The sequence below is a fragment of the Streptomyces sp. NPDC001492 genome (assembly GCF_053597275.1).
The window spans coordinates 1-26,877 of record NZ_JBSFHW010000019.1 but is presented as its reverse complement, the minus strand read 5'-3'; the positions used below and the strand labels follow the sequence as shown (position 1 = coordinate 26,877).

Genomic DNA, 26,877 nt, shown 5'->3' with positions numbered 1-26,877 from the left:
GTCGGGGGCGGGAACGTCGTTCGAGGTCATGGCCCCCGCAGGCTACCGCTACCGCCCGCGCAGTCGGCGTACGAGGATGCTCGCGTCCCCGCGGGACTCGAGGTCGGCCAGCACCACGGCGACCGCCTCGCGGACGATCCGCCCGCGGTCGACCGCGAGGCCGTGCTCACCGCGGAGCACCAGGCGTGCGTGCTCCAGGTCCATGAGCTCCTCGGCGGAGACGTACACGGTGATCTTCTCGTCGTGCCGCTCGCGGCCACTGGGCCGGCGCGAGGCCGACGAGCGGCCGCGCTTGCGGGGCTGGGCGCCGGCGGCGGCAGAACCTTCCTGCGCGCCCTGACGTCGCCCGGAGCGCTCCTGGCCCGCGGCACGGCTGCGGGACTCACCGGCGTCTGCCGGCTCCGGCTCCGCCGCCACGTGCTCCGGGCCCTCGCCGTCGCCGCCCTGCGCGGGCACCGACTGCGGCGCGTCCTCGGGCGACCCGGCCGCGGCCGGGTCGCTCTCCCCCGCGGGCGCGGGCACACGGGCTTCACCGTTGGCCCCCCGCCGCGGAGTGGACGGCTGGAGCGCCATTCCCCCTGTCGTACGGAAGAGTTCGTCGGCCCCCGGCAGACTCACTCGGCGTGACACCGGGCGAGCACCTCCCTGGCGAGCTGACGGTAGGCGGCGGCGCCGACGGAGTTGGAGGCGTACGTGGTGATCGGCTCACCGGCGACCGTGGTCTCCGGGAAGCGGACCGTGCGTCCGATGACGGTGTGGTAGACGTGATCGTCGAAGGCCTCGACCACACGGGCCAGCACCTCGCGGCTGTGGACCGTACGCGAGTCGTACATCGTGGCCAGGATCCCGTCGAGCTCCAGCTCCGGGTTGAGCCGCTCCTGGACCTTCTCGATCGTCTCCGTCAGCAGCGCGACACCGCGCAGCGCGAAGAACTCGCACTCCAGCGGCACGATCACCTTGTGCGCGGCCGTCAGCGCGTTCACGGTCAGCAGACCGAGCGAGGGCTGACAGTCGATCACGATGTAGTCGTAGTCGGCCATCAGCGGCTTCAGGGCCCGCTGGAGCGTGGACTCGCGCGCGACCTCCGAGACCAGCTGCACCTCGGCGGCGGACAGGTCGATGTTGCTGGGCAGCAGGTCCATGTTCGGGACCGCCGTCTTCAGGAGCACCTCGTCGGCCGCCATCCCCCGCTCCATGAGCAGGTTGTAGACGGTGAGGTCGAGCTCCATCGGATTGACGCCGAGGCCCACCGACAGCGCGCCCTGCGGGTCGAAGTCCACGAGCAGCACGCGGCGTCCGTACTCCGCGAGCGCGGCACCCAGGTTGATGGTCGACGTCGTCTTGCCGACGCCGCCCTTCTGGTTGCACATCGCGATGATCTTCGCGGGCCCGTGGTCGGTCAGCGGGCCCGGGATGGGGAAGTACGGCAGCGGACGCCCGGTCGGGCCGATGCGCTCACGGCGCTGCCGGGCAGCGTCGGGCGCGAGCGTGGCCGCGTACTCCGGGTCGGGCTCGTACTCCGCGTCGGGGTCGTAGAAGTGCCCTTCGGGCAGTTCGTCGTAGTCGGCGAAGTGGTTGTGGGGCGCGCCACTTCCGTCGCCGGCCATGGCGTTCACGTGATGGCCATCCATGCTCTGGTGTGCAGTCCGGGTCACCTGCGGACCCGGGCTCTGGTGGGCTGCGAAGGTGCGCACAGCTACGGAGCCGACAGCCTCGAACCCCGCGGGACCCTGGTCCCGTACAGGCGCTCCTGGTTGACCACCCCCGGGAGAAAATGTCGACTCATTCACAAGTCGTCTTACCTCCTTGGGGACCAGGAAACTTCTAGACAGGTCAGCGTGGCACCATGCCGACGGTTGGCGACTCTATGGCGTGTCGGGCGTCCTCAGCAACACAATCCGCCGCACCGGGCTCGATGTGTCGACAATGAAACATCCCTCTGTCAAGGGCGTACGGCCGTCGCACGGCAGGTTTCGCGGGTGTGCGAATCGGTCGAAGGGTTACGTTCGAGGCGAGTTGACCTAGAGCCGCAAAGTGACCATACACACATCCGGCCGGACCTTGTCGGGCAAGGTCCGGCCGGATGTGCGCTGTTGACGACCTGTGTTGACGTATCGCCTTTTACCCAATGGTGACTTAGCAGTCCGCCGAATGGTGACTTACCGGCTCGACGACTCTCCGCCCGCCGGGCAGGTCAGCCGAGCAGGCTCTCGAGCTCCACGTGCTCCAGTCCGTGCGCCTCTGCGACCTCGCGGTAAACGACCTTGCCGTCATGGGTGTTGAGCCCCTTGGCGAGCGCCGGATCACGGCGCAGCGCCTCCACCCAGCCGTGGTCGGCGAGTTCGACGATGTAGGGCAGCGTCGCGTTGGTGAGCGCGTAGGTGGAGGTGTTGGGCACCGCGCCCGGCATGTTGGCGACGCAGTAGAAGACCGAGTTGTGCACCTGGAAGGTCGGCTCGGCGTGCGTGGTCGGGCGGGAGTCCTCGAAGCAGCCGCCCTGGTCGATCGCGATGTCGACAAGGACACTGCCGGGCTTCATGCGCGAGACGAGCTCGTTGGTGACCAGCTTGGGGGCCTTGGCGCCGGGGATGAGGACCGCGCCGACGACGAGGTCGGCGTCCAGGACGGCCTTCTCCAGCTCGAAGGAGTTGGACATGATCGCCCGCACCTTGGTGCCGAAGACCTTGTCCGCCTCGCGCAGCTTGTTGATGTCGCGGTCGAGCAGCGTGACATGGAAGCCCAGGCCGACCGCGATCTGCGTCGCGTTCCAGCCGGAGACGCCACCGCCGATGACGACGGCCTTCGCGGGCTGGGTGCCGGGGACGCCGCCGGGGAGCACGCCACGGCCGCCGGCCGAGCGCATCAGGTGGTAGGCGCCGACCTGCGGGGCCAGCCGGCCCGCGACCTCGGACATGGGGGCGAGCAGCGGCAGCGCGCGGCCCGGCAGCTCGACCGTCTCGTACGCGATCGCCGTGGTGCCTGACTCGATGAGCGCGTCGGTGCACTCCTTGGAGGCGGCCAGGTGCAGGTAGGTGAAGAGCGTCTGGTCCTTGCGCAGGCGGTGGTACTCCTCGGCGACGGGCTCCTTGACCTTCAGCAGCAGGTCGGCGGTGGCCCACACCTCGTCGGCGGTCGGCAGGATCTGCGCTCCGGCGGCCACGTACTCGCTGTCCGGGATCGACGATCCGACACCGGCGTCGTGCTCGATGACGACCTGGTGGCCGTGGCGCACGAGCTCGTGCACACCGGCGGGGGTGATGGCCACCCGGAACTCGTTGTTCTTGACCTCGCGGGGGATGCCGACCTTCACGTCGATCACGGTCCTTGGCTCAGTGGATGTGGGGCAATACAACACATACCCAGGCATGCATGAGCACACCGGGAGACACCGCAGGAGAAGGTGCGGCAGAGCCAGTCTAATGAAGGCGTTCTCTCTGTCTAGCCTTTCATTGCATCAATCTTCATCGGATGTACTACGGATTTCGCAGGTGTCATCGTCCTGTTTCAAGGGATCAAGGGGTTTCGGCTCCTGCTCACCGCCTTCGCGCTCCTGTCCCAGCAGCCGCTCGGCCGTGCCCCGGTGCAGCTGAGCGGATGCGGGATCGCCCAGGCGTTCCAGCGTGTCGGCGAGCCGCAGCTGCAGCGCCGCCTGCAGCCGTACGTCCTCGGCACGCCGGGCCCACTCCACCGCCTCGTGGCAGGTGCGCAGCGATTCCTCGGGCCGTCCCGCGTACTCCTGGACCCGCGCGAGTTCGCTCAACGCCCGTGCGTGGGAGGCGATGTCGCCGTTCTTGCGGTGCCGGGCGATCGCGGCGCGCCAGCCGCGCTGGGCCTCGCCGTAGCGGCCGGCATAGGTGTGGGCCGCGGCGATACGGCCGTAGAGCCGGGCGGCGGCCGCACGCTCGCCCCGGGCCAGGCGCTCGGCGAGGGCGCGGCCGAACCAGTCGGCGGCCCGGTCGTAGTCCCCGAGCTCCAGGTGGGCACCGCCTACGGATTCCATTGCGCGGCCGCTCGCATACGGGTCGTTCGCCTCCCGTCCGGCGTCCAGCGCGGCCCGGTAGCGGGCCAGTGCCTCCGTCGTGCGGCCGGTCTGGGCGTCCAGGTCGCCGAGGTTCAGCAGGGCGGCGGCCTTCTCGCGGGGCAGGTCCCGCCGCTCGGCCACATCAAGGACGAGCCGGTGGATGCCGTACAGGTCGGGGGCGGCGGCCCGGGTGCCGAAGTGCGCGACCATGGCCTTGACCAGCTGGGACATCAGACGGCGGGCGAGGGTGTCCAGCTCCCCGTCCGCGACGGCCAGCCGGGCCGCGGCCAGCAGTGCGGGCCTGCGCAGGCGCAGCCACTCCTCGGCGGCCCGGGGGCTCGGGAAGCGCAGGGAGCGGGGCATGCCCTGGAGCTTCTCGCGCGCCTCGGGGCTGTCCGTCTCGGTGATCACCCGGCAGGACTGCAGCAGCCGTACCGTCCGCTCCAGCATGCGGGCGCGGGCCAGCTGCACCTCGCCGGGGCGGTCCTGGCTCTGGGTGAGCGTCTTGAGCAGGGGGTGCAGACAGCCCGGCACCTCGTACTGCGGCAACGGCGAGTCCGCGGCGCGCAGCAGACCGAGGGCGACGAACTCGTCCAGCGCGGCGTGGGCGTCGGCGACCGAGCAGCCGGCGAGCGAGGCCGCGGTGTGCGGGTCGACCAGTCCGGCCGGGGCGAGGGAGAGCAGCCGCAGCATCCGGGCGGACGGCGCGGGCAGCGAGGTGTAGACGAGCCCGAAGACCCGGCTGAGGGGTGTGCCCTCACCCTCCGTGTGCAGATGCTTGGCCAGGTCGGCGACGGCCGCCTTGGGGCGGGCGGCGAGCCAGCCGCCCGCCAGCGTCAGCGCGGCGGGGTGGCCCTGGCACTCCTCGACCAGGCCCTCGGCGGCACGGGGGTCGACGGTGATGCGGACCGAGCCGGTGTACCGGGTGAGCAGTTCCAGGGCGGACTTGGTGTCGAGGCCGCCGAGGGTGCAGGGGCGGACGTCGGAGATACCGGTGAGGGGGCCGCCGGACACGGCCACGACCAGGCAGTCCGGCGTGTCCGGCAGCAGGGCGTCGACCTGCTCGGCGTCCGGCGCGTCGTCCAGCAGCACCAGGGCCCGGCGGTCGGCGAGGGCGGTGCGCAGCGCCTCGGCCAGGTCGTCCGCGGCGGCTCCGGCGGGGGTGGGCAGCTTCAGCGCGGCGAGCAGTTCCCGGGCGGTCTGCGCGAGGGGGACGGGCGTGCCGTCGGGCTCGCTCAGCCGCGCCCGGAGCACCCCGTCGTCGTAACGGTCCGCAACCTGCCGTACGAGTTCCTCGGCGAGGGCGGTGCGTCCGGAACCGGGCCTTCCCGCGATGAGCAGTACGCGCGCGCGTGGGGCCTTGCGGCCGGAGAGGGTGTCCAGGCCCGCGCGCTCGATGTCGGCGCGGAGTTCCTTCAACTCCCTTGTACGGCCCAGGAACCGGCTCTCGTCAGCAGCGTGCCCCGACAGCCGTACACCGTCTGTGTTGACCGTCTGATCCGTCACGGGCCACACTCCCGTCCCACCGCACGCGCAAGCCCGCCGGGACTCCGGTACCGGGCATCAACAGAGCCTAGTTCACGCTCTGCAACGATCCTGGCGGAGCACGGCGGGCACATCCCCCGATCGGATCAGCAGATCGTCACACCGGCACGGAGGGGGAGGCGGCGTTCAGGACTCGAAGGGACGAGCGGGCCAGGGGGCCTCGGCGGGGCGCAGTGCGTCGAGCCCGTCGCCCCGCTCCGCGGCGACCAGCGAAAGGACGCCCACGACAAGGCAGTTGTTGTGCAGCTCGCCCGCGAGGACGCCTCGTACGAGGTCCTCCAGGGGCACCCGGGCGATCTCCATGTCGGCCTCTTCGTGCTCCACCTCGAAGCGGTCGCCCTCGGCCTCGGACAGGTCGCGGGCGAGGAAGATGCGCACGGCCTCGTCGCAGCCGCCGGGGGTGGTGTAGACGTCGGTCAGCACACGCCAGTCCTCTGCCTTGACGTGCGCCTCCTCGTAGAGCTCGCGCTGAGCGGCGTGCAGCGGGTTCTCGCCGGGCACGTCGAGCAGACCGGCCGGGATCTCCCAGAGCTTGTGGCGCACGGGGTGGCGGTACTGGCGGACGAGCAGGACCCGGCCGTCGTCGTCGAGGGCGAGGACGGCGACCGAACCGGGGTGGACCTGGTAGTCGCGCCGGGCCACATGCCCGTCGGGCATGACCACGTCGTCCGTGCGCACAGAGGTCTTGTTGCCCACGAAGGGGGTCTCCGTCGCCCGGATCTCCCACTCCTCGGGGGTGTCCTTGATCGTCATCCCTGTCCTTCCGCACGCTTTCGCCGCACACGCCGAGTGAAACGGGGCGCTCACCTTTTGAATGCGAGCGCCCCGGCCACCGTACAACTGGTGTGCTACTTGGAATTCTTCCGCTCGACCGAGGCCTTCACCAGACCCGCGAACAGCGGGTGCGGCCGGGTGGGGCGGGAGCGCAGCTCGGGGTGCGCCTGGGTCGCCACCAGGTAAGGGTGCGTCTCGCGCGGGTACTCCACGTACTCCACCAGCTTGCCGTCGGGCGAAGTGCCGGAGAACAGGATGCCGGCCTTCTTCTCCAGCTCCGCGCGGTAGGCGTTGTTCACCTCGTAGCGGTGCCGGTGGCGCTCCTCGACGTACTCCTTGCCGTCGTAGACCTCGCGCACGATCGAGCCCTCGGCCAGCTTGGCCGGGTACATGCCCAGCCGCATCGTGCCGCCCATGTCGCCCTCGCCGGCGACGATGTCCAGCTGTTCGGCCATGGTGGAGATGACCGGGTGGCCGGTGGCGGAGTCGAACTCGGTGGAGTTGGCGTCGGTGATGCCGGCCAGGTTGCGCGCGGCCTCGATCACGATGCACTGCAGGCCCAGGCAGAGGCCGAGCAGCGGGATCTTGTTCTCGCGGGCGTACTTGATCGCGCCGACCTTGCCGAGCACACCGCGGTCGCCGAAGCCGCCCGGGATGCAGATGCCGTCGACGTCCTCCAGCTGGGCCTTGGCGCCGGCCGGGGTCTTGCAGTCGTCGGAGGTGACCCACTTGATCTTGACGCGGGCGCGGTTGGCGAAGCCGCCGGCGCGCAGCGCCTCGGTGACCGAGAGGTAGGCGTCGGGCAGGTCGATGTACTTGCCGACCAGCGCGAGGGTGATCTCGTGGTCGGGGTTGTGGACGCGGTCGAGCAGGTCGTCCCAGGTCCGCCAGTCCACATCGCGGAACGGCAGGTCCAGCTTGCGGACGACATAGGCGTCCAGGCCCTCGCCGTGCACGGTCTTGGGGATGTCGTAGATCGAGCGGGCGTCGGGGCAGGCGACCACGGCGGCCTCGTCGACGTCGCACATCAGGGAGATCTTGCGCTTGATCGCGGTGGGGACCTCGCGGTCGCAGCGCAGCACGATCGCATCTGGCTGAATACCGATGTTCCGCAGGGCCGCAACCGAGTGCTGGGTCGGCTTCGTCTTCAACTCTCCCGACGGGCCGATGTAGGGCAGGAGGGAGATGTGGACGACGAAGACGTTGTCACGGCCGACCTCGTGGCGGACCTGGCGGACCGTCTCCAGGAAGGGCAGCGACTCGATGTCGCCGACCGTGCCGCCGACCTCGGTGATGACGACGTCGACCTCGTCGGTCGCCATGCGCCGGATGCGGTGCTTGATCTCGTTGGTGATGTGCGGGATGACCTGCACGGTGTCGCCGAGGTACTCGCCGCGCCGCTCCTTGGCGATCACCGTCGAGTACACCTGGCCGGTGGTGACGTTCGCCGAGCCGTCCAGGTCGCGGTCGAGGAAGCGCTCGTAGTGGCCGATGTCCAGGTCCGTCTCGGCGCCGTCGTTGGTGACGAACACCTCGCCGTGCTGGAAGGGGTTCATCGTGCCCGGGTCGACGTTCAGGTACGGGTCCAGCTTCTGCATCACGACCCGCAGGCCCCGCGCCTTGAGGAGCATGCCCAGGCTGGAGGCCGTGAGGCCCTTGCCCAGCGAGGAGGCGACACCCCCGGTGACGAAGATGTGCTTGGTCGTCGTAGATTTCGGCGGCATGGCCAAGAGGGGGCTCCCGTGGTCGCGGTTTGGGGTGCGGTTCCGGGGATTTCTCGCCCACCGGTCCACGGGCTACCAGGGTATCAGCGCCCGGAGGAGATGGCTTCCGGCCACGCACCGCACACGAGTCACCACAGACCCGCACTGTCCTTCGTGTTTCTCACCCGTTGCTCACCCGTTCGGCCTATTCGGGTTGCCCGGAGCGGCACGCAGATCATCTACGTGCGTCGTATCCTGCTCGGACACTCGCTGCCGAGCCCGGCCGGGTACACGTCACCACCCCCGCACGTGATGACCGGAACAACGAGAGCTCGTCAGTTCGTTGAGCATCAATTGTCGTTTTGCCACACGGCCAGGACGACTGCTTTGCTTCACCGCTCAACGACGCATTACAACGACCCCTTGACCGCAATAAGCGACAGCCCCCTACTTTCACGGGGGTGACGTGGCCGTTCGACTGGAGTTGCACGTGGCCGGGCGCATCGAAGACTACGCACTCATCGGAGACATGCAGACCGCCGCCTTGGTCTGCCGGGACGGCACAGTGGACTGGCTGTGCCTGCCCCGCTTCGACTCGCATGCCATCTTCGCCGGCCTGCTGGGCACCGAGGAACACGGCTTCTGGCGGCTCGGCCCCGCCCACGCGTCCGAGGCGCAGCCCCCGACGGCGGCCCGGCGCAGCTACCGCGGCGACTCCCTGATCCTCGAATCCGAGTGGGACACCCCGCGCGGCACGGTCCGAGTGACCGATTTCATGCCCCCGCGTGACGGCGCCCCCCAGCTGATCCGCATCGTCGAAGGCGTCTCCGGCCGCGTTCCGATGCGCTCGGCCCTCAGGATGCGTTTCTCGTACGGCCGGGTCGTGCCGTGGGTGCACAAGCACGACGGCCGCACGGTCGCCGTGGCAGGCCCGGACTCGGTCTGGTACGACACCGAGTGCGAGACCTACGGCAAGTCGCTGACCACGTACTCGGACTTCACGGTCGCTCCCGGTGACCGCATCGCCTTCACCATCTCCTGGCAGCCCTCGCACAAGGAGCCGCCGCCGCTGCCGGAGCCGGAGGCCTCCCTGGAGGCGACGGAGGAGTTCTGGCGGGAGTGGGTGGAGCACTGCACGTACCACGGCCCGTACCGCGAGGCCGTGATCCGCTCGCTCATCACGCTCAAGGCCCTGACGTACGCCCCCACGGGTGGCATCGTCGCGGCGCCCACGACCTCCCTCCCCGAGGACATCGGCGGCGTCCGCAACTGGGACTACCGCTACACCTGGCTGCGCGACGCGGCCATCACCCTGTCCTCGCTGCTGCGCACCGGTTACCGCGAGGAAGCCCGCGCCTGGCGCGAGTGGCTGCTGCGGGCAGTCGCCGGCGACCCCGAGAACCTGCAGATCATGTACGGCATCGCGGGCGAGCGCGAGCTCGGCGAGGCGGAGCTGGACTGGCTGCCCGGCTACGAGAACTCCGCGCCGGTCCGCGTCGGCAACGGCGCCGCCCACCAGCTCCAGCTGGATGTCTACGGCGAGGTCACCGAGGCCCTGCACCTCGGCCACATGACCGGTCTCGCCCGCAGCGACTACGCCTCGCTGCTGCAGCTCAAGCTGATCCGCTACCTGGAGCAGCACTGGGACGAGCCGGACGAGGGCATCTGGGAGGTGCGCGGCCCGCGCCGCCACTTCGTGCACTCCAAGGTCATGGCCTGGGTCGCCGTCGACCGCACCATCAAGCTCATCGAGTCCGGCGACGCGGACGGCCCGCTGGAGCGCTGGCGCGAGCTGCGCGACGACATCCACCGGGACGTGTGCGAGAAGGGCTACGACAAGGAGCGCAACACCTTCACCCAGTCGTACGGCTCGAAGGAGCTGGACGCCTCCCTGCTGCTGATCCCGCAGATGGGCTTCCTGCCGCCCGACGACAAGCGCGTGATCGGCACCATCGAGGCGATCCAGCGCGAGCTGTCCACGCCGGACGGCTTCATCCTGCGCTACCCGACGGAGGGTTCCAGCGAGGGTGTGGACGGCCTGCCCGGCGACGAAGGGGCGTTCCTGGCCTGCTCGTTCTGGATGGCGGACGACCTGGCGATGATCGGCCGCGTGGACGAGGCCCGCAAGCTGTTCGAGAAGCTGCTCGCGCTCCGCAACGACCTCGGTCTGCTCGCCGAGGAGTGGGACCCGCGCCTCCAGCGCCAGGTCGGCAACTTCCCGCAGGCCTTCAGCCACGTCCCGCTCATCGACACGGCACTGCGCCTCACGGCCTCGGGGGCCTACGGCGGCTGAACAGGACCGCCGAGCCGGGCCCGCCTACGCTGGAACCAACAGCCCCTGTACGGAAGGGGGCGCCCCATGGCTTCCCCATCGAAGGCGGGCGCGGCCCTCGCCGCGCTGCGTGAGGATCTGGTCGGCGATGTGTTCGCCCCGGGGGACGTCGGCTACGACGAGGCCCGGGCGGTCTTCAACGCGATGATCGACCGGCGTCCGGCAGTGATCGCGCAGTGTGTGGACGCGGACGACGTGGTGCGGGCCGTGCGCTTCGGCCGGGAGCTGGACCTGAAGATCGCCGTGCGCGGCGGCGGGCACAGCGTGGCGGGCATGGCGCTGAACGACGGCGGTCTGGTCGTCGACCTGCGCCATATGCGCGCCGTGGTCGTCGACCCCGCGGCCGAGGCGGTACGGATCGCGGGCGGCGCCACCATGAGCGACCTGGACCGCGCGACCGAGCCCTACGGCCTGGCGACCACCGGCGGCCGGGCCTCGACGACCGGCGTCGGCGGCTATGTCCTGGGCGGCGGCACGGGCTGGCTGGACCGCGCCTTCGGCCTCGCCGTCGACAACCTCCTCGGCGTCGAACTGGTCACCGCCGACGGCACGCAGGTGCACGCCAACGCCGACGAGAACCCCGAGCTGTTCTGGGCACTGCACGGCGGCGGAGGCAACTTCGGCATCGCCACCGCGATCACCCTGAAGCTGCACGAGCTGCCCCGGTTCTCCGTCGCGCTGATTCTGTGCCTCCCGGAGTTCGGCCGCGAAGTCGTCCGCACCTATCGCGAGATCATCACGGCCGCCCCGGTGGAGGCGTCCGGTGCCGTCCTCTACTTCACCGGGCCGCCCGAGGAGTTCGTACCGTCGCACCTGGTCGGCAAGTTGACGTGCGGAGCGCTGGTTGCGTACGCCGGCGGTGAGACGGACATGCGGAAGCTGGCCGAGCCGTTGCTCGCGCTGCCGCACGAGGCGGAGATCGTCAGCGCGGTCCCGTACGCCGACTTCCAGACCATGTTCGACGACCCGCCGAACCTCCGGAACTACTGGTCGGCGGAGTATCTGACGGGCCTGCCCGACGAACTCGTGGACGTGTACTGCGCCCGCGGGAACTCGGTGCCCGTGCCGACCGGCACCCAGCACGTGCTGTTCCCGCAGGGCGGCGCGATCGCCGACGGTCCCGCCGAGTACCCCGTGCCCTACCGGGACGCGCCCTGGGCGGTGCACCCCTTCGGCATCTGGGAGGACCCCGCAGACGACGCACGCTGCACCCAGTGGGTACGGGACGTCCGGACCGACGTCCGGCCGTGGAGCACCGGTGCGACTTACCTCAACTTCATCGGTGACGAGGGTCCGGAGCGCGTGGTCGCCGGCCTCGGCGCGGAGAACACGGCCCGGCTGGCGGCGCTGAAGCGGCGCTACGACCCGGACAACGTCTTCCGCTTCAACCACAACATCAGACCGGCCTGAGCACCTCCAGAAGCTGCCGCCGTCTCCTCCCGTACGGCCGCGGGGCGCCCCCACGCGCTCGCGTGACGGGCGCGGACAGCAGGACGGGCCCGGGCGGTCAGCGAGGCTCACAGAGGAGCCCTGACCCCGCCCGGAGATGTCCCGGAGGCACACGCGCGGGTAGCGTCCGGCTCATGGACAGCAGTACGGGCACCGGTACGGGCAGCAGATTCGACACGCACGAGGCCGGGATCACTGTGCAGCGGGCGCTGGAGCTGCCGGGTCTGCGCAGCGGCCTTCCGGAGGTCCTCGCGGGCGCCGACCGGTTGCAGCGCACCGTGCGCTGGGTGCACGCGGGCGAGGTCCCGCACATCGCCTCGCTGCTGAAGGGCGGCGAGCTGCTGCTGACCACCGGCTACGGCCTCGGCACCCGGCCGGCCGAGCAGCGGGCGTTCGTGCGCACCCTGGCCGAGCGCGGCATCGCGGCCCTCGTCGTGGAGCTCGGCCCGCGCTTCGCCCGCCTGCCCGCCGCACTCGTCGACACCGCGCGCGCGGCCGGGCTGCCGCTGGTCCAGCTGCACCGCGAAGTGCCCTTCGTGGCGGTCACGGAGGAGGTCCACACCGAGATCGTCAACGGCCACTACGCGCTGCTGCAGCGGGCCGAGGAGGTGCACCGCCGCTGCACGGAGGCCCTGCTGGGCGGCGGCGGGGTGCCCCAGGTGCTGGGCATCCTGGCCGCCTTCAGCGGCAACCCGGTCTTCCTGGAGACGACGGACGGACAGCTGCTGTACGCCGCCGGGGCCGGCCCCGAGGGCGCGGACCCGCTCCAGGTGTGGGAAGGGCTGCGCGGCCACCACAAGGACGCCCCGCCGCCGTCCGGGTCGGTCCTCGTGGACGTGCCCGGAGGCGGCCCGGGAACAGGGTCGGTACGGGCCCGCCTGGTCCTCCTTCCCGTACGTGCCCCGCTGGCCCCCGTGCACCGCATCGCGGCCGAGCGGGCGGCCGGCATCCTGGCCGTCGTCCTGATGCAGGCCCGGCAGGAGGAGGAGCTGGCGGCGCGCGGCCGCGGGGACTTCCTCACCGATCTCGCCGAGGGCCGTATCGCCGCGGAGGACGCGCCCGCGCAGGCGCGCGTGCTGGGCTTCAAGCCCGGCAACAGCCCGCTGCTGCCGGTCGTGATGCGGCTGGGGGACACGCTGTCGCCGGGCGGGGGCTGGGCGGTGCTGGCACGCGCGGTCGCCGAGGAGCTGGCCTCGGTGGGGGTCCCGGTTCTGCTGGGCGTACGGCCTGTCGAGGGCCGGGTGCCGCTGCTGGTGGGCCTGCGTGCGGAGGCGGAGCGGTCGGCGGTCGCGGACCGGGTCGCGGCGGCGCTGCGGGCGGGCGTGGAGCGGGCCGGGATGCAGCGGCCGGGCGCGCAGCCGCCGGTGGTGGTCGTCGGCGTGGCAGGCGGCTGGGCGGCGGCGTCGGCGGGCCTCAGGCACGCGGCCGAGACGGCGACGGCGGCACAGGGCCTTTCGGACCGTCCCTGGTACGACGCCCGGCGCCTCGACATCGACCTGCTGCTGTGGCGGCTGCGCGACCACCCGGACCTGGCGGCCTTCGTGGACCGTGCCATCGGCCCGCTCCGCGACCACGACAACCGCTCCAAGCCGCCCCTGCTGCCCACCCTGGAGACGTATCTGGCGCACGCGGGCCGCAAGGCGGAGACGGCCCGCGAACTCCACCTCAACCGGCAGACCCTCTACAACCGCCTGGCCCGGATCGGCGAGTTGCTCGGCACGGACCTCGACGACCCGCAGACGGTGCTGGCGTTGAGCCTGGCCCTGCGAGCCCGTCGGCACACCCCGTAGGGCCCGTCCCTCAGGCGAGCGGCCGGTGCTGGGTCAACTCGTCGTAGACGCTGAGCACTTGGGCGACGGTCTCGTCCTCGGTCGGCCAGGTGGCGGCCTGCCGGCTGCCCTTCTCCCTGAGCAGCTCACGGCGCTCCGGGTCGCCGAGGAGCCCGGTGACGGCGTCGGCGAGGGCCTCCGCGTCCCCGTACGGGACGAGTTCGGCCGCGTCGCCGACGAGTTCGGGGATGCCGCCGACACGGCTCGCGACGAGCGGCACGCGCGCGTGGAGCGCCTCCTGGGCGAGCACGGAACGCGATTCCCAGCTGCTGGGCAGCAGGGCGAGATCGGCGGCGGAGAGCAGCGCCCGCACGTCCTCGCGCCGCCCGATGAGCCGGACGGGCAGCCCTTCGTCCTCGATACGGCGCTGCAGCACGGTCCGCAGCGGACCCTCCCCCGCGATCACGACGAGCGGCACGGGGTCGAGTCGCCGCCACGCGCGTGTGGCGTCCAGCAGGGTGTCGTAACCGCGGTGCCGGTCGAGGGAGCCGACGGCCATCAGCAACGGGCGCCCGGTGGCGCCCAGTTCGGCCCGGATCTTGGGGCTCGGGCGGTCGGGGTCCTCCGGCTCCGCGCCCGGACGCGGCCCGGGCAGCGCCACGGCGGCCAGCCGCGCGTCCCGCGCCCCGGTCCGGCGGGCCCGGTCCACGAGGTCCGAGGAGGTGCCGAGGACCACGGTGGCGGCCTTCACGACCCGCCGCTCCAGGAGACGCAGCAGATGGGCGCGGGCCCCCTCGGCGTGCGCGCGGTTGTGCCAGGTGACCACGAGCGGGGTGCGCCGGCCGCTGAGGGCCAGCGCGGCCCGGAAGGAGGCGTGCAGCCCGTGCGCGTGCACCAGGTCGGCGTCCTTGCACACCTCCCGCAGCGCGGTCACGGCTCCCGGGTCGCTGCTGCGCGGTACGTGCACATGTTCGGCGCCGGTCCCCGTGAAGTCGTAGGCCCGATCGGCCTCGACCGGCGCGCACACGGTGACCCGCACGCCCCGCGCGACGAGCCCCGCCGCCAGCGAACGCACGTGCGCGCTGCTGCCGGCGTTGCCGCCGCCCAGCACCTGCACGGTACGCAGCGACGACTGACCGTGCGGAGAGTGGCTGCTCGCGGGGCTCACGTGGCCGGGGCTCCTGGTTCGGCGTCGGGCGGTCACGAAGAAAGTACAGAAGGATGGAGCGGAGGGGGTGTACCGCGCGGTTTCCTCCACGTACTGCGCCAAGGATGCCAGGACGTACGGGTGTTCCGACAACGAGAAGGTGACGTGGGTGCCGCACGGGGCCTGTGGGGCGGTGGGATTGGTCACTCGCACGAGTGAGAAAGGGGCACCGGCCCCCGCCCCGTGACCGCGCGTGGCCCGGGGCTCCTAGACGTCCGCCCGGGCCGTCGCGAGCAGCTCCTCCGCATGCGCCCGAGCGGTCTCGGAGTCCTCCTGGCCGGCGAGCATCCGGGACAGCTCCCGCACCCGCTCCTCGCCTTCGAGCACCTTCACTCCGGACCGTGTCACGGACCCGTCGTTGGTCTTCTCGACCAGCAGCTGCCGGTCGGCGAAGGCGGCCACCTGCGGAAGGTGGGTCACGACCACGACCTGCGCGGTCTTGGCCAGCTTGGCCAGCCGCCGCCCGATCTCGACCGCCGCCTTGCCGCCGACACCGGCGTCGACCTCGTCGAAGAGATACGTCGGCACGGGATCCGTCCCCGCGAAGACGACCTCCACGGCGAGCATCACACGCGACAGCTCACCGCCGGAAGCACCCTTGGCGATGGGCCGGGGCGGCGCCCCCGGGTGCGGGGCCAGCAGCAGCTCGACCTCGTCGACGCCGGACGGCCCGTAGGCGACCGCGCGCCCGCCGACCTCCACGCCCTCCGGGTCCTCGGTCTGCCGGATGTCGAACGACACGCGCGCGTGCGGCATCGCTAGCGAGGCGAGCTCCGCCGTCACGGCGGCCGCGAACCGCTCCGCCGCCTCCGCCCGCGCATCCGTCAACGCCTGGGCAAGGCCGCCCAGTTCGGTCCGCAGTGCGTCCCGCTCGGCGGTCAGCTCGCCGATCCGCTCGTCGTCGCCGTCCAGTTCGGTCAGCCGCGCGGCACTCCGCTCGGCCCAGGCGAGCACGGAGTTGATGTCCTCGCCGTACTTCCTGGTCAGACCGGTGAGCGCCGCCCGCCGTTCCTCGACGGCCGCCAGCCGCAGGGGATCCGCGTCCAGGTCGTCGGCGTACCCCGCCAGCTCCCCGGCGACATCGCCCAGCAGGATCCCGATCTCCCCGATCCGGTCGGCCAGCGCGGACAGTGCCGGATCATGCGCCCGCACGGCGTCCAGGGCCCGCTGAGCGCCCGCGACGAGCGTGGCGGCGTCGATGCCCTCGGGATCCTCCGGATTGCCGGCCAGGGCGGCATGAGCGGCCGTGGCGGCGGACGACAGGGCCTCCGCGTGCCCGAGCCGCTCGGCCTCCTCCGCCAGCTCCACGTCCTCGCCGGCCCGCGGCTCCACACCCGCGATCTCGTCGAGCCCGTACCGCAGCATGTCGGCTTCCTGGGCCCGCTCACGCGCGCGCGTGGTGATCTCTTCCAGCTCCACGGAGACGGCCCGCAGCCGCCGGTACGCCTCGCCGTACTTGGCGAGCGGCCCCGCGACGGCCTCCCCGGCGTACCGGTCCAGCGCCTGCCGCTGCCGGGACAGCTTCAGCAGCCCCTGCTGGTCGGTCTGCCCGTGCACGGCCACGAGATCGTCGGCGAGGTCGGCGAGCAGCCCCACCGGCACACTGCGCCCGCCCACATGCGCCCGCGACCGCCCCTCGGCGGAAACGGTACGGCTGATCAGCAGCGCCCCGTCGTCGAGCTCGGCCCCGGCCTCCTCGGCGCGTACGACGGCAGAGGCGCCCGGGGGCACGGCGATCCGCCCCTCCACGACCGCCTTCTCTGCCCCGATCCGCACGAGCGCGGGGTCCGCCCGCCCGCCCAGCAACAGCCCGAGGCTGGTGACCACCATGGTCTTGCCCGCACCCGTCTCACCGGTGACGGCAGTGAACCCGGGCGACAGCTCGACGACGGCATCGTCGATGACTCCGAGCGACCGTATCCGCATCTCTTCCAGCACGGCTACGACCTTACGAGGTCAGCACCGGGAAGTGCGACGGCCCCCGTCCCGGTTGTGTGAAGGTGCAGGTGACGAATGCACATCGACGGCACATTGTCACCCAGGCGAGTGCACGGCTCAATGAGGCGCCCCCCGCCACCCGGAAACGGGCAACGCGAACTTCGCCACAAGCCGGTCGGTGAACGACGCATGGTGCAGCCGGGCCAACCGCACCGGCACAGCCCCCCGCCGCACCTCGACCCGCGCCCCAGGGGGCAACTCGACCGTCCGCCGCCCGTCACACCACAACACACCCGGCGGAATATGAGGCAGCACCTCGACCGCCAGCACGGAATCCGGCGACGTGACCAAGGGCTTCGCGAACAGCGCATGCGCACTGATCGGCACCATCAGCAGCGCTTCCACTTCGGGCCACACCACGGGCCCGCCCGCGGAAAACGCATAAGCCGTGGAACCGGTCGGCGTCGACAGCACAATGCCGTCACACCCGAACCCGGTCACCGGCCGCCCGTCGATCTCCAGCACGACCTCGAGCAACTTCTCGGCGCCGGCCTTCTGCACCGCCGCCTCGTTCAGCGCCCAGTCCGTGTGCACGATGTTCCCGTTCTGGTGAACGACGACATCGACGGTCATCCGCTCCTCGACCTCGTACGCCTTCGTCACCACCCGGTCGACGACCTTGTCGAGATCGTCCCGCTCGGCCTCCGCGAGGAACCCGACCCGCCCGAGGTTGACGCCGAGCATCGGCACCCCGGACGCCCGGGCGAACTCGGCGCCCCGCAGCAGCGTCCCGTCACCCCCGAGCACGATCAGCAGCTCGCACCCGTCCAGGCACTGCGGGGTGGCCTCCTTGACCAGCTGCACCTCCTCGGGCAGCGGCAGATCGGCCGCCTCGTACTCCAGGACGCGCACGCCGATGCCCTCGCGCAGCAGCCCCTTGACCACGAGTTCGGCGCTGCGAATGGCCGCGGGCCGCCCGGTGTGGGCCAGCAGGAAAACAGTACGAGCTCGGTTCTGGGTCAACGCGGCCCCTCCGCCACTGCACGGTCAACGTCGGCCGGGTCCAGTTCCGGTGCCCCGGTCCGCAGCCACAGAAAGTACTCGACATTCCCGGAAGGTCCGGGCAACGGACTGGCGGTGACACCCATCACCCCGAGCCCGAGTTCCCACGCCCTGTGGGCCACACCCCGCACGGCCTCCGCCCGCAGCTGCGCACTCCGTACGACTCCCCCACTGCCCAGCCGTTCCTTCCCCACCTCGAACTGCGGCTTGACCATCATCACCAGGTCGGCGTCCGGTTTCACACACCGCACCAGCGCGGGCAGGACCAGCCCGAGCGGGATGAAGGACAAATCCCCCACGACAAGATCCACAGGCTCACCATCGATCTCTTCAAGCGTCAACTCGCGTACGTTCGTACGGTCCTTGACGGTGACGCGTTCATCGCTCTGAAGAGTCCAGGCAAGTTGTCCGTATCCGACATCCACCGCGACGACGTGCGCGGCCCCCGAGCGCAGCAGCACATCGGTGAACCCGCCGGTCGAGGCGCCGGCGTCCAGCGCCCGCCGCCCCTTCACCTCGAGCCCCTGCGGCACGAACACCTGCAGCGCGCCCGCCAGCTTGTGCCCGCCCCGGGAGACGTACTCGGGATCGCTGTCGTCGGCCGTGACGACGATCGCCGCCGCGGTCTCCACCTGGGTGGCGGGCTTGGTCGCGACGGTCTTGCCGACGGTGACCCGCCCGGCGGCGATCAGCTGGCTGGCATGCTCACGCGAGCGCGCCAGCTTCCGGCGGACCAGCTCCGCGTCCAGACGGCGGCGTGCGACTCCTGCCACGTTCGGTTCAGCTCCTATGGCCGTACGAGGGTGAAGGCGTCCTCGTGTCGTACGACGGCGAAGGCGCCGGAGGTCCCGGGCGGGCGTCGAGCGCGGTGAGCGCGTCGCGCAACCCCCGGTGTACATCCTCGTACACCTCGAGGTGGCCGTCGGTGGCGAGGTGGTCGGCGTCACCGAGGCGCTCCAGCTGCGCGTCCACGTCGGCGTTGCCGGTCGGGGTGCGGGGCACGTTCAACGGGGCGGGGGCGGCGGGGTCGTACTCGGGTTCCTGCTCGGGTTCGACTTCGACCGTTTCGTCCCCCGCCGTGGCGTCGGGCACAGAGTCGCTCATGCCCAGACGCTACCCCGAACCGCTGGGGTACCGTCGATCGCGATGGCCACGATCGAGGAGTGCCGCGCCGCACTCGAAAAGCTCTCGGACAACATGCAGACCGCCGAAGGGGACGTCCGCACGGCCGCCTCCCTGGACCGCTCGGTGAGCTGCCGGATCACCGACCTCGACATCACGTTCGTCGGCAGGATGACGGGCGGCCGGATCGTGGTGCAGAACACGATCCAGGGCCCCCCACCGGAGAAGGCCGAGATCAGACTCACCATGAAGGGCGACGACCTGGTGGCCATGGTCAACGGCGAGCTGAACTTCGCCAAGGCCTGGGGCTCGGGCCGGGTCAAGCTGGAGGCAGGCCTGCGTGACCTGTTCCAGCTCAGGAAACTTCTGTAGCCGTTACGCGCGCGCGTGCCTTCCGCGCCGCGGGCACCACCAGCGGGGTCCCGGTCTCCGGGTCGTCGACGACCTGGCAGCGCAGCCCGAAGACCTCCTCGACCAGTTCGGCCGTGACGATGTCCCCGGGCGCGCCCTCGGCGACGACCTGCCCGTCGCGCAGAGCGATCAGATGGGTGGCGTACCGGGCGGCATGGTTGAGGTCGTGCAGCACGGCCACGAGCGTGCGGCCCTGTTCCTCGTGCAGCTCGGCACACAGGTCGAGGACGTCGATCTGGTGCTGGATGTCCAGGTAGGTCGTCGGTTCGTCGAGCAGCAGCAGCGGGGTCTGCTGGGCGAGCGCCATGGCGATCCACACGCGCTGCCGCTGACCGCCGGACAATTCGTCGACATGGCGATCGGCGAGCCCGGCGACACCGGTCCGTGCCATCGACTCCTGGACGACCCGCTCGTCCTCGGCCGACCACTGGCGCAGGATGCCCTGGTGCGGATACCGGCCGCGGCCGACGAGGTCGGCGACGGTGATGCCGTCGGGCGCGATCGACGACTGGGGCAGCAGGCCCAGCGTCCGCGCGACCTTCTTCGCCGGCATCGACTGGATGACCTGGCCGTCCAGCAGCACCCGCCCCTGGCTCGGCTTCAGCATTCGCGACAGGGCGCGCAGCAGCGTGGACTTGCCGCACGCGTTCGGGCCGACGATCACCGTGAAGGAATGGTCGGGTATCTCCACCGAGAGCTGCTCGGCGATGACCCGCTGGTCGTAGGCGAGGGTGGCGTTCTCGGCGGCCAGGCGGTTCACTGCGCTCCTTGGGGTGTACGGGTTCTTCGGGCCGCTCATCTCCGGCTTCACGGGCTCGCTCATATCCGGCCCGCCCTGCGCTCGGTGACCAGCAGCCACAGCAGATAGACACCGCCCAGGACGCCGGTGACCACGCCCACGGGCAGCTGGTCGGCGCCGAAGGCCCGCTGCGAGATCCAGTCGGCGCCGACCAGCAGGGCGGCGCCCATGCACAGGGACGACAGCAGGTTGGGGCCGGGTGAGCGGGTCAGACGGCGGGCGAGCTGGGGCGCGGTGAGCGCCACGAAGCTGACGGGTCCCGCGGCGGCGGTGGCGGTGGCGGTGAGCAGCACGGCGGCCACCATCAGCAGCGCCCGTACACGCTCGACCCGCACCCCGAGGGCGTTCGAGACGTCATCGCCCATCTCCATCATCCGCAGCCCGCGCGCGTGGGCGAGGACCAGCGGTACGAGTACGGCGCACAGTCCGAGCAGCGGCCAGACCTGGTTCCAGTCCCGGCCGCTGAGGGATCCGGTCATCCAGACGACCGCGCGGGCGGCGTCGACGAGGTCGGACACCGTGAGCAGATAGCTGTTGACCGCCGTGACGATCGCGGACACTCCGATACCGACCAGAACCAGTCGATAAGCGTGCACGCCCCGCTTCCAGGCGAGCAGATAGATGGCGAGCCCGGTCGCAAGGCCGCCCACGAGCGCCCCCATGGTGACCTGGGCCGCGCTCCCGGAGAACAGCACGATCATCACGAGCGCCCCGGCCGTCGCCCCCTGCCCGAGGCCGAGCACGTCCGGACTGCCCAGCGGATTGCGGGTGACGGCCTGGAACAGCGCCCCTCCGAGCCCCAGCGAGGCCCCGACCAGCAGCCCGACCAGGACCCGCGGCAGCCGCAGCTCGTTGACGATGAACTCCTGCCCGGCGTTGCCGCCCCCGGCCAGAGTCCTCAGCACATCGCCTGCCGAGATCGGGAAGTCACCGGTGCCGATCAGCAGGACGCTCGCGGCGAGCGCGGCGAGCAGCAGCAGGGCGACGACGGTGGCGGCCCGGACGTCCAGGCGCACGGAGAGCCCGCCCGGCGTCCTCAGCACACGGTTGCTCTTCACAGCTGCGCCGTCCTCCGTCGTCGTACCAGAAAGATGAAGACCGGCCCGCCGATGATCGCGGTGATGATGCCCACCTGGAGCTCCGAGGGACGCGCGACGACCCGGCCGATGACGTCGGCACCGAGCAGCAGCACGGGCGACAGGATCGTGGCGTACGGCAGGATCCAGCGGAGGTCGGGGCCGGTGAAGGACCGTACGACGTGCGGGACCATCAGCCCCACGAACGCGATCGGCCCGCAGGCGGCGGTCGCCGCGCCGCACAGCACGACGGCGGCGAGCATGGACAGCGCACGCGTCCGGTTCAGATGGGCGCCGAGGGCCTTGGCGGTGTCGTCGCCCATGGCCACGGCGTTGAGCGGCCGGGCGAGGCCGAGCGCGAGGAACGTGCCGACCGCGAGAAACGGCAGCACCTGCACAATGGTCGAGTTGGTGGCCGAGGAGAGCGAACCGACCGTCCAGAAGCGCATTTTGTTCAGCGCCGCGTCATCCGTGATCATCACGGCCTGCAGATAGCCGTAGAGGGCGGCGCTGATGGCAGTGCCGGCGAGCGCGAGCCGCACCGGCGTGGCGCCCCGGCTGCCCCCGAGGAACCAGACCAGCGCCCCCACGGCCGCCGCCCCGAAAAAGGCGAACCAGACATAGCCGCCCAGGCTCGTGACACCGAAGTACGTCATGGCGGTGACGACCGCGGCCGACGCGCCCGCGTTGATGCCGAGCAGTCCGGGGTCGGCCAGCGGATTGCGGGTGAGCGCCTGAAGCACCGCCCCGGACAGGCCGAGTGCCGCCCCGGCGAGCAGCCCGAGCACGGTCCGCGACAGCCGCTCGTCGACCACGACGTCGCCGTACGTCCCCGTGTCCTGGAACAGCCCGTGCCAGACCTGCTCCAGGGGCAGCTCTTTCGCACCGATGGCGATGCTCGCCAGCGCGACGAGCACCAGGACGGCAACCGACGCAACGAGCCCAAAGGCCCGTACCGCCCGGCGGGTCGGGGGCGCGGGGGCGGTCTCCGCGCACTGTTCTGGAGGACTGTCGACCAACACGCAAGTTAGGTTAGCCTACCCTCGCATCAGTCCCCGATCCCCGGTCGCGACGGGCGGGCGATTCAGTGCCCCGTCCGCCACCCGCCCGGTGCGTCGCCTCACAACTCCAGCCGCGCCAGCGCCTTCCCCGCATCCAGCTCGCACACACCCTCGCCGGCCGCCGTCCAGGCCGTCGCGCACAAGGCCCGCAGACCGTCCAAGGCCTCGCCGTCACCGTCCAGTTCGAGCCGGTCCGCACCCGCCGTCGCCGTCCACCCGCCGCACCGGAAGCCGCCGTCCGCCTCGACGACCTCCGGCTGTCCCGTGAGCAGCCCGCGCAGATCCGCGTCGACATACGTCGGCCGGTGCTGCGGCGGCGCCGCGAGCAGCTGCGCACCATCGGTGACACCCGTCAGCACGAGCAGCGAGTCGACCTCCCCGTTGAACGCGCCCTCGATGTCCGTGTCCAGCCGGTCCCCGACGACCAACGGCCGCCGGGCGCCCGTCCGCAGGATCGTCTCCCGGTGCATGGGAGGCAACGGCTTGCCCGCGACCTGCGGTTCGGCACCGGTCGCTATCCGCACCACCTCCACCGCGGCGCCGTTGCCCGGCGCGATCCCGCGCGCGCTCGGAATCGTCAGGTCGGTGTTGGACGCGTACCAGGGCACCCCCCGTGCGATGGCGTAACAGGCCTCCGCGAACCGCGCCCACTGCAACTCGGGCCCGCCGTACCCCTGCACGACCGCCGCCGGTTCGTCCTCAGCCGACTCGACGGGCACGAGCCCCCGCTCCCGCAGCGCGACCCGCAGCCCCTCCCCACCGATGACCAGCACGCGCGCCCCGGCCGGCACCTGCTCGCTGATCAGCCGTGCGACCGCCTGAGCGGAGGTGATGACGTCATCGGCCCCGGTCGGTATCCCCAGCTCGGTCAGATGGTCCGCCACCGTGTCCGGCGTCCGCAGCGCGTTGTTGGTGACGTACGCGAGATGCATCCCGCCCGCCCGAGCCGTGCCCAGCGACTCGACCGCGTACGCGATCGCATGGCCCCCCGCGTACACCACACCGTCGAGGTCGAGCAGCGCGGTGTCATACGCCTCGCTCAGGGCCTGGCCACTGCCCTCGGGCCTCGTCCTGACGCTCTGGCTCATTCCACATCGCTCCTCGTTCGACGGCCTTTCCCCCGATCATCCCTCACGCCACTGACACACGTACGATGCCGGGATGAACACAGCAGGTCACTCGGAAGCAACGGCGCGCCGAGGCCTGGAACTCACCCCGTTCCGAGGCCTTCGCTACGACCCCGACCGGGTCGGCAGCCTCGCCGCCGTGACGTCCCCGCCGTACGACGTCGTCGTACGCCCCGACGGCCTGCACCACCTTCAGTCCGCCGACCCGCACAACATCGTCCGCCTGATCCTCCCGCAGGCCACCACCCCCACGGCCCGCAACGAACAGGCCGCCGACACCCTCCGCCACTGGCTCTCCGAGGGCGTCCTGACCACCGACCCCGAACCGGGCCTGTACGTCTACGAGCAGCGCGACGGCGACGGAATGCTGCAGCGGGGCATCATCGGTGCCCTGCGGGTCACGGACCCGTCGGAGGGCGTGGTCCTGCCGCACGAGGACGTCATGCCGCACGTGGTCGCCGACCGCGCGGCCCTGATGCGCGCCACCTCCGCGAACCTCGAGCCCCTGCTCCTCACCTACCGCGGCAACGGCTCGACGTCCTCGGCGATCGAGGTCGTGGAACGCGTCGCCGGCCGCCCGCCCCTCCTGGCCACCACCACGGAGGACGGCTTCAGCCACCGCCTGTGGTCGATCACCGACCCGGACGACCTCGCCCGCATCCAGTCCGACCTGTCCCGGCAACAGGCCCTCATCGCCGACGGCCACCACCGCTGGGCGACCTATCGCCGGCTCCGCACCGAGCACGCCTCGCCGAGCCCCTGGGACTACGGCCTCGTCCTCCTCGTCGACACGGCCCGCTACCCGCTGCGCGTCCGCGCCATCCACCGCCTCCTGCACGGCCTGCCGGTCGCCGACGCACTCGCCGCCCTGGACGGCCTGTTCCGCATACGGCACCTGCCCGGACCCCTGCCGGAGGCCCTGGACGCCCTGGCGGACGCCGCCTGCGCAGGCAACGCCTTCCTGCTCACCGGCGACGGCGCCTTCCACCTGATCGACCGCCCGGACCCGGACCTCCTGGCCCGCACGATCCCCGCCGACCACCCCGCGGCCTGGCGCACCCTGGACGCCACGGTCCTGCACGCCACGCTCCTCGACCACGTGTGGCACATCCCCGAGGACGACCCGTCCCGCATCGCCTACATCCACGACACGGCGGCCACGGTCGAGAAGGCGGAACGCGACGGCGGTACGGCCGTACTGATGCACCCGGTCCGCGAGGAGGTCGTCCGCGAGCTGGCCCGCCAGGGCGTGACGATGCCCCGCAAGTCGACCTCGTTCGGCCCGAAACCGGCATCGGGACTGGTACTGCGCGCCCTGGACCTCTGAGCCCGTCCGACATCCAAAAGGGCATGCAAAAGGGCGGGACCTCACGGTCCCGCCCTTCTTCACGGAGTCAGTCCTTGCCGTCCTCGGCCTCGGTCCCCGTGCCCTCTTCCTCGTCACCTTCGTCGCTCTCGTCGAAGGCGTCGACGAACTCCACACCGTCCAGCTCGGCGAGCCGGTCCGAGGCGTCCGTGCTGCCGTCCTTGTCGGCCTCGACGGCCTTGGCGAACCACTCCCGCGCCTCACCCTCACGACCGGCGGCGAGCAGCGCGTCCGCGTACGCGTACCGCAGCCGGGCGGTCCACGGCTGCACGGAACTGGACGCCAGCTCGGGGCTCTGCAGCGTCACGATGGCCGCTTCGAGCTGCCCCATGTCACGCCGGGCACCGGCCGCGACGAGCCGCATCTCGACCTGCCCGGCCTTGTCCAGCTTCTGCACCTCGGGCGCCCCGGCCATGTCCAGCGCCTTCTCCGGGCGCCCGAGCCCACGCTCGCAGTCGGCCATGACGGGCCACAGCTCAGCACTGCCGGTCATCCGCCGCGCGGCCCGGAACTCGGCAAGCGCCTCCGCGTACTTCTGGTTGGCGTACGCGGCGAACCCGCCCGCCTCGCGTACGGCGGCGACGCGCGACGCCAGCCGCAGCGCGATCTTGGAGTAGGCGTAGGCGCGCTCGGGGTCCTCGTCGATGAGCCGGGCGACCATCACCAGGTTCTTGGCGACGTCGTCCGCGAGCGTCTTCGGCAGGCTCAGCAGCTCCTGCCGTACGTCCTTGTCGATCTCGTCGCCGGTGACGTCCTCGGGGATGGGCAGCCGCTTGATCGGCTCGCGATCCCTGTCACGGTCCCGCTCGTCGCGGAACCGGCCGCCACCACCGCGCCGGTCGTCATGCCCGCGGAAGCCTCCGGGACGGCCACCACGGTCGTCCCGACGGGGGCCGCCGCGTCCACCACGGTCATCGCGCCCGCGGAACCCGCCGCGCTCGCCCCGGCTGTCGTCCCGCCGGAAGCCCCCGCGGTCGCCTTCCCTGCGCTCGCCACGGTCGTCACGGCGGAAGGGCGGACGTTCGCCACGGTCGTCACGGCGGAAGGGCGGACGTTCGCCGCGCTCGCCACGGTCGTCACGGCGGAAGGGCGGACGTTCGCCGCGATCGCCACGGTCGTCACGGCGGAACGAAGGGCGGTCCCCGCGCTCTCCGCGGTCTCCGCGCTCATCGCGGCGGAAGGACGGGCGGTCCCCGCGGTCTCCTCGGTCGTCGCGCCGGAAGCCACGGTCCCGGTCGTCGCCGCGGTAGCTGCGGTCGCGGTCGTCCCTGCGATCGTCGCGGCGACCGTAGCCACCACGGTCGGAACTGCCGCGGTTGTCGTCACGCCGGTCGTCACGCGGGCGGTCGTCACGGCGATCGTCCCTGCGGAAACCGCCGCGGTCACCGCGCTCATCGCTCCGGCGGTCGTCCCGACGGCCGTACCCACCGCCGCGGTTGTCGTCCCGGCGGACGCCTCCGCGGTCGTCACGGCGGTCGTCACGCGGGCGGTCGTCACGGCGGAAGGAGGGGCGGTCCCCACGGTCTCCGCGGTCATCCCGACGGAAGCCACGGTCGCGGTCCCGGTCGTCCCGACGCGGCCCACGGTCGCGGTCGTCGCGCTGGAATGCCGGACGGGAGCCACGGTCGCCCTCGCGCCGGTCGTCCCGACGGCCGTACCCGCCACCGCGGTTGTCGTCCCGACGGAAGCCACCGCGGTCCCCGCGGTCGTCACGCGGGCGGTCGTCACGCCGGCCCTGTCCGCCACGGTTGTCGTCGCGGCGACCGTAGCCACCGCGGTCGGAACCACCGCGGTCGGAACCACCGCGGTTGTCATCGCGCCGGTCGTCCCGACGGAAACCACCGCGGTAACCGCCGCGGTCTCCGCGGTCCCCACTGTCCCGTCGCCGCTGGTCGCGCTCCGGTCGGTCGTCGGGAGAGTTGGTGGACATCGGTGACTCCTGTCTTCGGTACACAAGCATTGTAAAAACAAAAGGACCCCTGGTCCCAGCTGAACGCTGGGACCAGGGGTCCTTCCAAAGATTGTTCGGCGGCGTCCTACTCTCCCACAGGGTCCCCCCTGCAGTACCATCGGCGCTGTAAGGCTTAGCTTCCGGGTTCGGAATGTAACCGGGCG

General features: G+C 71.5%; 22 protein-coding genes and 1 rRNA gene. 6 read left to right on the top strand and 17 right to left on the bottom strand.

The features are described 5' to 3' along the window. Nucleotides 1–48: 48 nt before the first annotated feature. The 6 genes from ACWC1K_RS23740 to ACWC1K_RS23715 all read right to left on the bottom strand — a co-directional run bounded on the left by ACWC1K_RS23740 (nucleotide 49) and on the right by ACWC1K_RS23715 (nucleotide 8,064). On the bottom strand, nucleotides 49–630 hold the full coding sequence (locus ACWC1K_RS23740) for a hypothetical protein (protein WP_450834006.1): 582 nt from the start codon (nucleotides 628–630) through the stop codon (nucleotides 49–51). Continuing rightward, entirely contained in the window at nucleotides 615–1,790 is a 1,176-nt protein-coding gene (locus tag ACWC1K_RS23735; RefSeq protein WP_450834004.1) for a ParA family protein, read from the bottom strand. Before ACWC1K_RS23735 ends, ACWC1K_RS23740 begins: the two co-directional genes overlap by 16 nt. A gap of 404 nt (nucleotides 1,791–2,194) precedes the next feature. After that, nucleotides 2,195–3,310, bottom strand: coding sequence for an alanine dehydrogenase (gene ald, locus ACWC1K_RS23730; RefSeq protein ID WP_351483636.1), 1,116 nt, complete (start codon nucleotides 3,308–3,310; stop codon nucleotides 2,195–2,197). A gap of 144 nt (nucleotides 3,311–3,454) precedes the next feature. Beyond that, nucleotides 3,455–5,527 (bottom strand): tetratricopeptide repeat protein, encoded by a 2,073-nt coding sequence (locus ACWC1K_RS23725; protein WP_450834002.1) that lies wholly within the window; start codon nucleotides 5,525–5,527, stop codon nucleotides 3,455–3,457. Nucleotides 5,528–5,692: 165 nt separating this feature from the next. Next, a complete protein-coding gene (locus ACWC1K_RS23720) occupies nucleotides 5,693–6,319 on the bottom strand; it encodes an NUDIX domain-containing protein (RefSeq protein ID WP_450834000.1) in 627 nt (208 codons plus the stop codon). Between the two features lie 95 nt (nucleotides 6,320–6,414). Then, complete coding sequence (locus ACWC1K_RS23715; protein WP_389075973.1) at nucleotides 6,415–8,064, bottom strand: CTP synthase; 1,650 nt, start codon at nucleotides 8,062–8,064, stop codon at nucleotides 6,415–6,417. A gap of 469 nt (nucleotides 8,065–8,533) precedes the next feature. On the opposite strand from ACWC1K_RS23715, the gene ACWC1K_RS23710 reads away from it, so the two are divergent. The 3 genes from ACWC1K_RS23710 (at nucleotide 8,534) to ACWC1K_RS23700 (ending at nucleotide 13,614) form a co-directional block, all read left to right on the top strand. Then, nucleotides 8,534–10,336 (top strand): glycoside hydrolase family 15 protein, encoded by a 1,803-nt coding sequence (locus tag ACWC1K_RS23710; protein WP_351483637.1) that lies wholly within the window; start codon nucleotides 8,534–8,536, stop codon nucleotides 10,334–10,336. A 66-nt stretch (nucleotides 10,337–10,402) separates the two neighbouring features. After that, nucleotides 10,403–11,785, top strand: a complete 1,383-nt coding sequence (locus tag ACWC1K_RS23705) for an FAD-binding protein (RefSeq protein ID WP_450833998.1) — start codon at nucleotides 10,403–10,405, stop codon at nucleotides 11,783–11,785. A gap of 173 nt (nucleotides 11,786–11,958) precedes the next feature. After that, a complete protein-coding gene (locus ACWC1K_RS23700; protein ID WP_450833996.1) occupies nucleotides 11,959–13,614 on the top strand; it encodes a PucR family transcriptional regulator in 1,656 nt (551 codons plus the stop codon). A 10-nt stretch (nucleotides 13,615–13,624) separates the two neighbouring features. Here ACWC1K_RS23700 and ACWC1K_RS23695 read toward each other — a convergent pair whose 3' ends face one another. The 5 genes from ACWC1K_RS23695 to ACWC1K_RS23675 form a co-directional block, all read right to left on the bottom strand. Further along, nucleotides 13,625–14,761, bottom strand: a complete 1,137-nt coding sequence (locus ACWC1K_RS23695; protein WP_450833994.1) for a glycosyltransferase family 4 protein — start codon at nucleotides 14,759–14,761, stop codon at nucleotides 13,625–13,627. 246 nt (nucleotides 14,762–15,007) lie between these two features. Then, the gene (recN, locus tag ACWC1K_RS23690; protein WP_450834240.1) at nucleotides 15,008–16,726 is read right to left on the bottom strand and encodes a DNA repair protein RecN; all 1,719 of its coding nucleotides are present in this window, start codon (nucleotides 16,724–16,726) and stop codon (nucleotides 15,008–15,010) included. Nucleotides 16,727–16,855: 129 nt separating this feature from the next. Beyond that, complete coding sequence (locus tag ACWC1K_RS23685) at nucleotides 16,856–17,761, bottom strand: NAD kinase (RefSeq protein ID WP_099927840.1); 906 nt, start codon at nucleotides 17,759–17,761, stop codon at nucleotides 16,856–16,858. Further along, the gene (locus tag ACWC1K_RS23680; protein WP_450833992.1) at nucleotides 17,758–18,573 is read right to left on the bottom strand and encodes a TlyA family RNA methyltransferase; all 816 of its coding nucleotides are present in this window, start codon (nucleotides 18,571–18,573) and stop codon (nucleotides 17,758–17,760) included. Before ACWC1K_RS23680 ends, ACWC1K_RS23685 begins: the two co-directional genes overlap by 4 nt. A gap of 7 nt (nucleotides 18,574–18,580) precedes the next feature. Next, a complete protein-coding gene (locus tag ACWC1K_RS23675; protein ID WP_450833990.1) occupies nucleotides 18,581–18,904 on the bottom strand; it encodes a hypothetical protein in 324 nt (107 codons plus the stop codon). A gap of 42 nt (nucleotides 18,905–18,946) precedes the next feature. Here ACWC1K_RS23675 and ACWC1K_RS23670 point away from each other — a divergent pair, with 42 nt between their 5' ends. Beyond that, on the top strand, nucleotides 18,947–19,294 hold the full coding sequence (locus ACWC1K_RS23670; RefSeq protein WP_450833989.1) for an SCP2 sterol-binding domain-containing protein: 348 nt from the start codon (nucleotides 18,947–18,949) through the stop codon (nucleotides 19,292–19,294). On the opposite strand, the gene ACWC1K_RS23665 is transcribed toward ACWC1K_RS23670, so the two are convergent. The 4 genes from ACWC1K_RS23665 to ACWC1K_RS23650 form a co-directional block, all read right to left on the bottom strand. Then, nucleotides 19,278–20,132: an ABC transporter ATP-binding protein gene (locus tag ACWC1K_RS23665; protein WP_450834238.1), complete on the bottom strand. Its 855-nt coding sequence runs from the start codon at nucleotides 20,130–20,132 to the stop codon at nucleotides 19,278–19,280. The genes ACWC1K_RS23670 and ACWC1K_RS23665 overlap by 17 nt on opposite strands. 20 nt (nucleotides 20,133–20,152) lie before the next feature. After that, the gene (locus ACWC1K_RS23660; RefSeq protein ID WP_450833987.1) at nucleotides 20,153–21,190 is read right to left on the bottom strand and encodes a FecCD family ABC transporter permease; all 1,038 of its coding nucleotides are present in this window, start codon (nucleotides 21,188–21,190) and stop codon (nucleotides 20,153–20,155) included. Continuing rightward, on the bottom strand, nucleotides 21,187–22,230 hold the full coding sequence (locus ACWC1K_RS23655) for a FecCD family ABC transporter permease (RefSeq protein ID WP_450833985.1): 1,044 nt from the start codon (nucleotides 22,228–22,230) through the stop codon (nucleotides 21,187–21,189). Before ACWC1K_RS23655 ends, ACWC1K_RS23660 begins: the two co-directional genes overlap by 4 nt. Before the next feature lie 98 nt (nucleotides 22,231–22,328). Beyond that, nucleotides 22,329–23,357 (bottom strand): HAD hydrolase-like protein, encoded by a 1,029-nt coding sequence (locus ACWC1K_RS23650; RefSeq protein ID WP_450833984.1) that lies wholly within the window; start codon nucleotides 23,355–23,357, stop codon nucleotides 22,329–22,331. 73 nt (nucleotides 23,358–23,430) lie between these two features. Here ACWC1K_RS23650 and ACWC1K_RS23645 point away from each other — a divergent pair, with 73 nt between their 5' ends. Beyond that, nucleotides 23,431–24,723, top strand: coding sequence for a DUF1015 domain-containing protein (locus tag ACWC1K_RS23645; RefSeq protein ID WP_450833982.1), 1,293 nt, complete (start codon nucleotides 23,431–23,433; stop codon nucleotides 24,721–24,723). Nucleotides 24,724–24,790: 67 nt separating this feature from the next. Here the strand turns inward: ACWC1K_RS23645 and ACWC1K_RS23640 are convergent, their stop codons facing one another. Then, nucleotides 24,791–25,531 (bottom strand): hypothetical protein, encoded by a 741-nt coding sequence (locus tag ACWC1K_RS23640; protein ID WP_450834237.1) that lies wholly within the window; start codon nucleotides 25,529–25,531, stop codon nucleotides 24,791–24,793. A gap of 75 nt (nucleotides 25,532–25,606) precedes the next feature. Between ACWC1K_RS23640 and ACWC1K_RS23635 the strand changes: the two genes are divergently transcribed. Next, nucleotides 25,607–26,698: a hypothetical protein gene (locus ACWC1K_RS23635; protein WP_450834243.1), complete on the top strand. Its 1,092-nt coding sequence runs from the start codon at nucleotides 25,607–25,609 to the stop codon at nucleotides 26,696–26,698. An 87-nt stretch (nucleotides 26,699–26,785) separates the two neighbouring features. On the opposite strand, the gene rrf is transcribed toward ACWC1K_RS23635, so the two are convergent. Next, nucleotides 26,786–26,877 (bottom strand): 5S ribosomal RNA (rrf, locus tag ACWC1K_RS23630); the annotation flags it as partial.